Source organism: Butyrivibrio sp. FC2001, assembly GCF_000424125.1.
GTDB lineage: Bacteria > Bacillota > Clostridia > Lachnospirales > Lachnospiraceae > Butyrivibrio.
The window spans coordinates 1-7,744 of record NZ_AUJH01000035.1 but is presented as its reverse complement, the minus strand read 5'-3'; the positions used below and the strand labels follow the sequence as shown (position 1 = coordinate 7,744).

General features: G+C 38.4%; 11 protein-coding genes. 8 read left to right on the top strand and 3 right to left on the bottom strand.

Annotated features, from left to right (window positions below; all coding sequences use genetic code 11):
* Positions 1-205: hypothetical protein (locus G601_RS26665; RefSeq protein WP_035790771.1), on the bottom strand; the 205-nt coding region annotated here is incomplete at its 3' end.
* A gap of 77 nt (positions 206-282) precedes the next feature.
* On the bottom strand, positions 283-579 hold the full coding sequence (locus G601_RS0113620) for a hypothetical protein (RefSeq protein WP_207638056.1): 297 nt from the start codon (positions 577-579) through the stop codon (positions 283-285).
* 394 nt (positions 580-973) lie between these two features.
* Between G601_RS0113620 and G601_RS27110 the strand changes: the two genes are divergently transcribed.
* Together G601_RS27110 and G601_RS0113610 are read left to right on the top strand one after the other, a co-directional pair.
* On the top strand, positions 974-1,102 hold the full coding sequence (locus G601_RS27110) for a hypothetical protein (RefSeq protein WP_255346214.1): 129 nt from the start codon (positions 974-976) through the stop codon (positions 1,100-1,102).
* Between the two features lie 350 nt (positions 1,103-1,452).
* Positions 1,453-2,358, top strand: a complete 906-nt coding sequence (locus tag G601_RS0113610; protein ID WP_022755918.1) for a hypothetical protein — start codon at positions 1,453-1,455, stop codon at positions 2,356-2,358.
* On the opposite strand, the gene G601_RS0113605 is transcribed toward G601_RS0113610, so the two are convergent.
* Positions 2,346-3,239, bottom strand: coding sequence for a LysR family transcriptional regulator (locus tag G601_RS0113605; protein ID WP_022762002.1), 894 nt, complete (start codon positions 3,237-3,239; stop codon positions 2,346-2,348). The two genes, G601_RS0113610 and G601_RS0113605, sit on opposite strands and share 13 nt — an antisense overlap.
* A gap of 127 nt (positions 3,240-3,366) precedes the next feature.
* Between G601_RS0113605 and G601_RS0113600 the strand changes: the two genes are divergently transcribed.
* From G601_RS0113600 to G601_RS0113575, 6 genes are all read left to right on the top strand, one after another.
* Entirely contained in the window at positions 3,367-4,404 is a 1,038-nt protein-coding gene (locus G601_RS0113600) for a YeiH family protein (protein ID WP_026496659.1), read from the top strand.
* 184 nt (positions 4,405-4,588) lie between these two features.
* The gene (deoC, locus tag G601_RS0113595) at positions 4,589-5,239 is read left to right on the top strand and encodes a deoxyribose-phosphate aldolase (protein ID WP_022762004.1); all 651 of its coding nucleotides are present in this window, start codon (positions 4,589-4,591) and stop codon (positions 5,237-5,239) included.
* Positions 5,240-5,301: 62 nt separating this feature from the next.
* A complete protein-coding gene (locus G601_RS0113590) occupies positions 5,302-6,051 on the top strand; it encodes an HD domain-containing protein (RefSeq protein WP_207638055.1) in 750 nt (249 codons plus the stop codon).
* Positions 6,052-6,086: 35 nt separating this feature from the next.
* Positions 6,087-6,449: a heavy-metal-associated domain-containing protein gene (locus G601_RS0113585; protein WP_026665692.1), complete on the top strand. Its 363-nt coding sequence runs from the start codon at positions 6,087-6,089 to the stop codon at positions 6,447-6,449.
* 53 nt (positions 6,450-6,502) lie between these two features.
* Complete coding sequence (locus tag G601_RS26240) at positions 6,503-6,787, top strand: metal-sensing transcriptional repressor (RefSeq protein ID WP_022762007.1); 285 nt, start codon at positions 6,503-6,505, stop codon at positions 6,785-6,787.
* 54 nt (positions 6,788-6,841) lie between these two features.
* Positions 6,842-7,489 (top strand): YoaK family protein, encoded by a 648-nt coding sequence (locus G601_RS0113575; protein WP_035773381.1) that lies wholly within the window; start codon positions 6,842-6,844, stop codon positions 7,487-7,489.
* Positions 7,490-7,744: the final 255 nt, after the last annotated feature.

The following is a 7,744-nucleotide window of genomic DNA, read 5'->3' as shown; positions in this document are numbered from 1 at the left end:
CTTCTAAAAGCAGATGGGTTCCTATATGGTAATCACAATACTGATTAGCGATTCTTTCAGAAAAAACTGTTAAAGAGTTCTTTTCCATCCAGCATTTTAGTTCATCCCAGTGCGACTGAATCTTTTCTGCATAGTCAGGTTTGTACTGTCTGTCAATCAGCTCTGCACTACATAGTTTAATTAATTCACTGATATCTGTTACCATAGACAACGTTCTCCTTTCATAAATGTCTTTAGTAACAGTATCGGCATTATTATGTAAAGAAATCTACAAATAATTGCTTATACTACATGGGTTGTTATTATTTCTTTACATAAAAAATAACTTGTCATAACCATGTATGCATCCATGTAATTGCCTGCATTATACTCAGCCATACCGAGACGATGGTTATAGATAATGGTATTAAGGCGATCTTCCTTCTTTTCGAGTAACTTTCTATATATTTCCGCCGCTCTGTTATAATTCCCTTCAGCTAAAGCAATGATTCCTTCGAGGTTGTCTCTATAACGAGTAGCGCTTGAAAGCTTCATACCTTTATATTTTCCGCTGGCAAGCAGACTATCTAATGACTCCAAACACTTTTTGCTTTCATCAATTTTACCCAGATCTGCGTAAAGATTCCCTCTTTTAAAATTGTAATAGATTGCTCTCATGGGCTTTAATTTCTTTTGGCTGATTTCATCAAGTCTTGCAAAGGCCTGCTCATATTCTTTAAGATATACATGATGTTAAAGCCCTTGATGGACTTGCCTATATTACTTTTGCAAAGAGTATCCAGAAAATGAATTTAAAGAATTTATATATATATGATATGGATCCTGAAATACTTTAGCTAGGAAAATTGTGGAATTTATGGATGATATATATCAATATCTATGCATCTTTAATGCAATATTCACTCATGTGATGGATCACAACGATGAGAAAATGGGAAAGGGTCTGAAAGATATCGAACAAATATTATGACCTTTGGCGGTAGATGATTGGCAGGAGGGAGTCACCACCCACGAAGCGGACTTAGGATGTTACGACCGAAATGCTGCCGATAGAATAACAAGCTTTATGAAAAAGAACATGAACTTCATGCAGAATGAGTAATAAGTTGTATTTCCTCACATATTGCACGGATCTTTTCACTGAAAGCAGTATCTTTGGGCAGATGAAGGTAAAATCATGTTCTTCACCTGGATAAGTAACTTTTATTTACTATATATGCTTAATTCTTTTGCAGATCCTGATTAAAATTGACTAAAGGAGTGAATAGCTGTGAAACGAAAAACAAAAGACGAGACCCTTGCGGAGTCTTTCTTTGAAAGAGTGTCAGTAAATGTGCTATTTTTAAGTAAGGAGGAATCGCGATCATCACATTGATTGCATGTTTTTTATAGAATATGTATAGAGTCAAGAGAATAATACCATACGCTTGTACAGTTCTGTTAGTAGCGCTGATGACACTATTTGCAGAAACTTTAAATGAGAAGGAGATTATATTTCCTGAGATAACAGCATTAGCAGTTGGATATATGGTGGCAAAAAATAGAAGCTGGAAGGTTAATGGAAAGCGTATGCTTTCACTGATAACAGGCTGTGCGATAATAGGAGTGTGCATTGTAAGATTTGTTCCGTTTGATACATATATCGAAGTGATTTTGGCATTCACAATCGCTCAGGTAATCTTTATGTTTTCAGGAACCACGTTTGCACCATTTGTCTCAGCAATAGTGCTCCCGGTGATGATGCATACTACAAGTATAGTGTATCCTATAGCTGCATTTGTACTGACATTACTTGTAATATTGTTTCATAAACTTTTTCTATTTCAGGGAATCCGAGCAGATGAGGAATATGTTCCTGTGATGCTGAATTCCAGGGACGATATGGTAGATACTTCCATTAGAATCCTTTGTGTGACAGTAATAGCCGGTGTTGCATTCAGAACGGGTTATAGATTTGTTGTGGCACCTCCGTTACTTGTGGCATTTACTGAGTTTTCCAGGCCAAGGAACAAAACAAGAAATATGCCAGTCAAAACGGTGGCAGTGATAACTGTGTGTGCCATAATTGGTGTGATTTCAAGATATTTCTTTGCTATTTGGATAGGGCTTCCTATTACGATTTCAGCAATTGTTGCTACAAGTGGTATGCTTATCGTTATTCATTTTACTAAGATGTATATGCCACCGGTTGGCGCTATTACCATGCTGAGCATGATAATATCTGAAAGCGTACTAATCACATATCCGATTCAGATTTTTGTAGGAAGTAGCTTGATTCTTTTTCTGTCCCGGATGATTTTCATGAGACGGCAGGATAACAAGCTTTATGAAAAAGAACATGAACTTCATGCAGAATGAGTTATAGGTTGTATTTCCTCACATATTGCACGGATCTCTTCACTGAAAACAGTATCTTTGGGCCAGATGAAGGTAAAATCATGTTTTACCCTAAAGTCGTCAAGGGGGATTGTTTTCAGATATCCGGACTGCAGTCCTGATGCAACCGCTGCTTTATATAAAAAGGTGATGCCACAATCTTTTTCAATAAGGCTTATTATGGCATGCATGTTCTCCACCTGGGTAAAATTCCTAAAATCACTTGTGGAGTAATTGTTCAGGGCAAGAGCTCTTTCCAATATATTGCGCGTTCCTGAACCGGGTTCTCTTATAAGAATTCGCTCGGGAAAGAGATCTTTTATCACGCGTGGCTTCTGATTGAAAGAGTGCTTTGCCGAACAGACAGGAACGAACTCTTCTTTGCTAAAAAGCAGCGTTTCATAATCATTTTCAGGGAAATATCCTTCTACAAGTGCAAAATCTATAACACCGTCGGAGAGTTTTTTAAGAAGCTCCGATGTGTTGCCAAATGTAATCTTAAGATTAGTATCCGGGTGATTTTTTATGTAATCACTGATCGGATCAGCAATTATGTATTCTCCTATGGTCATGGTGACACCAAAAGAGATGTCTTTTAAGCCATGGTTATTCTTTGAAAGTATTTCTTTGAGACTTTCATCATCATTTTTTATCTGATTCATTTTTTTATACAGGAGTTTTCCGTTATCAGTTAGAAAAAGTTTTTTTCCATCCTGAGTAAACAGCTTTGTCCCGTATTCATTTTCAAGATGATGTATGTGCTGAGAAACAGCGGGCTGAGTAATATTCAGCTCCTTAGACGCCTTGGTGAAATTGAGGTGCCTGCAAACACATAGAAAGGTATCTATCCTGAAATCCAGCATAATCAGTCCTCCCTAACGATAAGAAATGTTTATGGATATATAATAATATATAATTTTATCTTTTTCAAAAGACAGAATAGAATAAGACCTGCGAAAGAACAGATTAAAAAGAGAGAGAGGTCTTGAGATGGATTTTTTGAAAAAGAATTACATGGGAGTAATAGTATGCTTCACTATTGCAGTTCCTTCATGGCTCCTGGGAAAGCGCTTCCCTGTCGTTGGCGGAGCGGTGATTGCAATCATTCTGGGCATGATAATAGCCCTGTTCTGGAATGACAAGGGGAAGGCGGCTGATGGAATAAAGTTTACATCAAAGATAATTCTGCAGGAGGCTGTTGTCCTCCTTGGATTTGGTATGAATCTTTCGGTCGTTCTTCAGACCGGGAAACAGTCACTTCCTATAATTATCTGCACGATTTCAACATCGCTTATCCTATCATGGATTCTTCATAAGGTTATGAATATCAAAGGAAACACAGCTACTCTTATCGGAGTTGGCTCATCAATATGCGGCGGCTCAGCAATTGCAGCTACGGCTCCTGTCATTGATGCGGATGATGATGAAGTGGCACAGGCAATTTCTGTGATATTTTTCTTTAACGTGCTGGCAGCACTTCTTTTTCCTTCGCTGGGAAAGCTTATAGGTTTTGATATCACAACAGGAGAGGCTTTCGGTATTTTTGCGGGAACTGCAGTTAATGATACTTCTTCCGTCACCGCAGCTGCATCAACCTGGGATAGTATGTGGAACCTGGGGAGTCAGACTCTTGATAAGGCAGTTACGGTCAAGCTTACAAGAACACTGGCTATCATACCTATTACACTGGTACTTGCGTATCTGAGGGCAAGGGAAGCAAAAAAGGATGGAAGTTCGACAAATGGCTTTAGCTTTAGAAGAGCATTTCCGATGTTCATAGTCTTCTTTGTGATTGCTTCAATTATCACAACTATTTGCTTGAGAGCAGGTGTCCCTTCTTATGTTTTTAAGCCACTTAAGGAACTTAGCAAGTTCTTTATAATAATGGCCATGGCTGCTATTGGCTTGAACAGTAACATAATCAAACTAATTAAATCAGGTGGGAAGCCGATTTTGCTTGGCGGCTGTTGCTGGATCGGAATAACTGTTGTCAGCCTTTTGATGCAGCATGTAATGGGAATATGGTAAAAGAAAAATAGGCGTTGACAAATACTCCCCCCTAGTATATATTGCAAATGGTAGGGGGGACTATTTTGTCGTCCCGTATTTATTGTCAAATTATGAACCAAAAAGACTATGAAATTTTTGTATGGACCTAAGGAATCCACCGCAAGCGGTACCACCCTTAGGTCGAAGAATGGAGGATACTCGAATGAAACTTGAAGAAATATTAAAGATGGTTGATCACACACTGCTTGCTCAGGGAAGCACATGGGATGAGATAAAAGAGATATGCGACGATGGTATGAAGTACCATACGGCTTCCGTATGCATTCCTCCATATTATGTGAAGAAAGCCCGTGAGTATATGGGCCCTGATATGCCTATAACAACAGTAATCGGATTCCCGAATGGAAATACAACAACTGCATCCAAGGTTTTTGAGACAAAGGATGCGCTTGCAAACGGAGCGACAGAGATCGACATTGTTATAAACATAGGGGAGCTGAAAGCTAAGAATTATAAGTTTGTTCTTGATGAGATCAATGAACTCAAAGAAGCCTGTGGCGACCATACCATGAAGGTTATCATTGAGTGCTGCCTTCTTACAGAAGAGGAGAAGATCAAGATGTGTGAGATTGTTACGCAGTCAAAGGCAGACTATATCAAGACTTCAACAGGTTTCTCAACAGGCGGTGCAACCTTTGAAGATATAGAACTCTTTGCAAAACACTGTGGTCCAAATATCAAGATCAAGGCATCAGGCGGTATTGCATCAATTGAAGATGCTGAGAAATTTATTGAACTTGGAGCACACAGACTTGGCACAAGCAGGCTGGTAAAGATTGCTAAAAGTATGTGATTTAGAAAAACTATAAAACACTGGAAATGGAATAATCAGTACATATGGACAGAAATAATATTTTGACTGAGTTTAAAAAATATACGGATCCATATAATCCGGAAGCTGTGAAAGTAAAGCTGAAGATAGATCATACGTATCGCGTAGCTGATTTATGCGAAATAATCGCCAGAAGCCTTCTGCTTCCGGAGGAGGACTGCGAATTCGCGTGGCTGTCAGGAATACTTCATGATATAGGCCGTTTTGAGCAGCTTAGAAGGTATCATACATTTCAGGATCGAATATCAGTTAATCACGCGGAACTGTCTGCAGACCTGCTATTTAAGGACGAACAGCTGATAGACAGGTTTGATCCGGATAGAAAGATGGACAGAGAAATGATGGAAAAAGTCATCCGTTACCACAATGTATATATTCTTCCTGATGGTCAGACGGACAGGGAGCGGATGTTCTGTGAAATTTTGCGTGATGCAGATAAGATTGACATTATACGTGTTAATTGCGAGACACCGCGAACAGAGATTTACGATCTGCCGGAAAAAGCCTTTACGGATTCGTACATAACTGATGAAGTTTATGAAGACATTATGGGATCCGGAAATATAGACAGAACATACTCGAAAACCGGAATCGATTATATCCTTGGGCATATTTCTTTTGTATATGGACTTGTATTCCCTGAGAGTATCAGGCAGGTCAAAAGTCAGGGATATATATACAGACTGCTCGGATTTAAGAGCAATAATCAGGATACAGTTAAAAAGATGCAGTTTATAAGGGAAAAGATAATTAACTACTTGGAATGCGCTTAAACAATAGTTGTAAAGAGAAATAGAGAGGTGAAGAAATGGCTTCTAATATCATTATCATTGCTATACTTGTTGTTATCCTGCTTGTTGCGCTAAGAGGTTCTATAAAACACTTTAAAGGCGAAGGTGGATGCTGTGGCGGAGGCAGTTCCAGTGTAAAAGAACCGGATAAAAAGCTTTCAGGAACTGTAATCAAAACTAAGGTGTTCATGATTGACGGGATGTACTGTGAAAACTGCACCAATCGTGTTAAGCGTGCTATCAACAGAATTGATGGCGTATCTGCAAAACTGAACCTCAAAAAGAAGCAAGCTGTTGTGAAGTACGAAAAAGAGGTAGAGGATGACACCTTGATAAAGGAGATAGAAGATCTTGGCTATAAGGTTGTTTCTGTACAATAAATAGCCGGGATATGATACTATTAGTCAACATATGAATAATAGGGAGATTTCTTATGGCACATAAAAAGACAGTCAGAACAGCAGCACAGAAAAAGGCTCTGACCAACCGGTTGAAACGTCTGGAAGGGCAGATACGTGGCCTGGAAAAAATGATCGAGGATGACGTATATTGCAACGACATCCTTCAACAGTCCATGTCTGCAGCCTCAGCAATAGACGGCTTTAATCAGGAACTTCTTGGATATCACCTGAAAGGATGCGTTACGGACGGCATAAAAAATGACGATGAAGAAATCGTGGACGAATTATTGAAGACGATCCGTAAACTCATGAAATAAAAGAATTACATTCATGAGTAACTATTCCGCGATAATAAAATATGTAGGAGAAATATGCAGACATCTGAGAGTTTTCGATTAAGTGCATTATTATCCTTTTCAGGAGGATTACAGGATGCGTATACATATAATATGAGGGATAAAGTCTTTGCCAATGCACAGACCGGCAATGTTGTTTTAATGAGTCAGAACCTGATGCAGGGTAATTTTATGCAGGGGTTACACTATATGTGTCCGCTTTTTTCGTTTGCTGCTGGGATTTTTATAGCAGAGAGAATTGAAAACGAGTATAAATGTGCTGAAAAAATCCACTGGAGACAGATTATCATAATAATTGAAATGATTGCGCTTAGCATTGTCGGACTTCTCCCCATGGATATGAATATGATAGCAAATATGATTGTGTCATTTTCATGTGCCATGCAGGTGCAAACATTTAGAAAAGTACATGGATATGGATATGCAAGTACCATGTGCATTGGAAATCTGAGAAGTGGAACAGAGAGCCTTTCTAAATACCTTAGAGACAAAAACAAACAATCTTTGTACAAATCATTTCACTTCTTTGGAATCATTCTGATATTTGCTATAGGAGCAGGATTTGGCGGAGTAATATCCGGAATCATTGGGATAAAAACCATATGGATTTCGGTAGTCATACTGCTTATAGTTATCAATATGATGGTAAAAGAAGTAAGGTAAAATTGGCATACAATACGCGGTTTACGGGAGGCGATGGTTCAGCAGGTGCTATTCTCCAACTCCGCTAAAAATGATGGTCTAAAGGAATTTAAGATGAAAAATGTACTCTTGAGTGCTGATGGTGATATAAAAGTTTATTCTGTTGTCGGATTAAGCTAAACCTGTAAAATATTTAAAGATAGAAGTGTAAAAAGTCAAACGTTCGGCTTTTTACACTTTTTTATTAAAAAAAATAAAGCAAGAAATTGTAAAAAG

What these genes read in the sequence shown, in the direction of transcription:
- G601_RS0113610 (WP_022755918.1), top strand. Translation starts at nt 1,453, where the DNA reads ATGACACTATTTGCAGAAACTTTAAATGAGAAGGAGATTATATTTCCT.
- G601_RS0113605 (WP_022762002.1), bottom strand. Translation starts at nt 3,239, where the DNA reads ATGCTGGATTTCAGGATAGATACCTTTCTATGTGTTTGCAGGCACCTC.
- G601_RS0113600 (WP_026496659.1), top strand. Translation starts at nt 3,367, where the DNA reads ATGGATTTTTTGAAAAAGAATTACATGGGAGTAATAGTATGCTTCACT.
- deoC (WP_022762004.1), top strand. Translation starts at nt 4,589, where the DNA reads ATGAAACTTGAAGAAATATTAAAGATGGTTGATCACACACTGCTTGCT.
- G601_RS0113585 (WP_026665692.1), top strand. Translation starts at nt 6,087, where the DNA reads ATGGCTTCTAATATCATTATCATTGCTATACTTGTTGTTATCCTGCTT.
- G601_RS26240 (WP_022762007.1), top strand. Translation starts at nt 6,503, where the DNA reads ATGGCACATAAAAAGACAGTCAGAACAGCAGCACAGAAAAAGGCTCTG.
- G601_RS0113575 (WP_035773381.1), top strand. Translation starts at nt 6,842, where the DNA reads ATGCAGACATCTGAGAGTTTTCGATTAAGTGCATTATTATCCTTTTCA.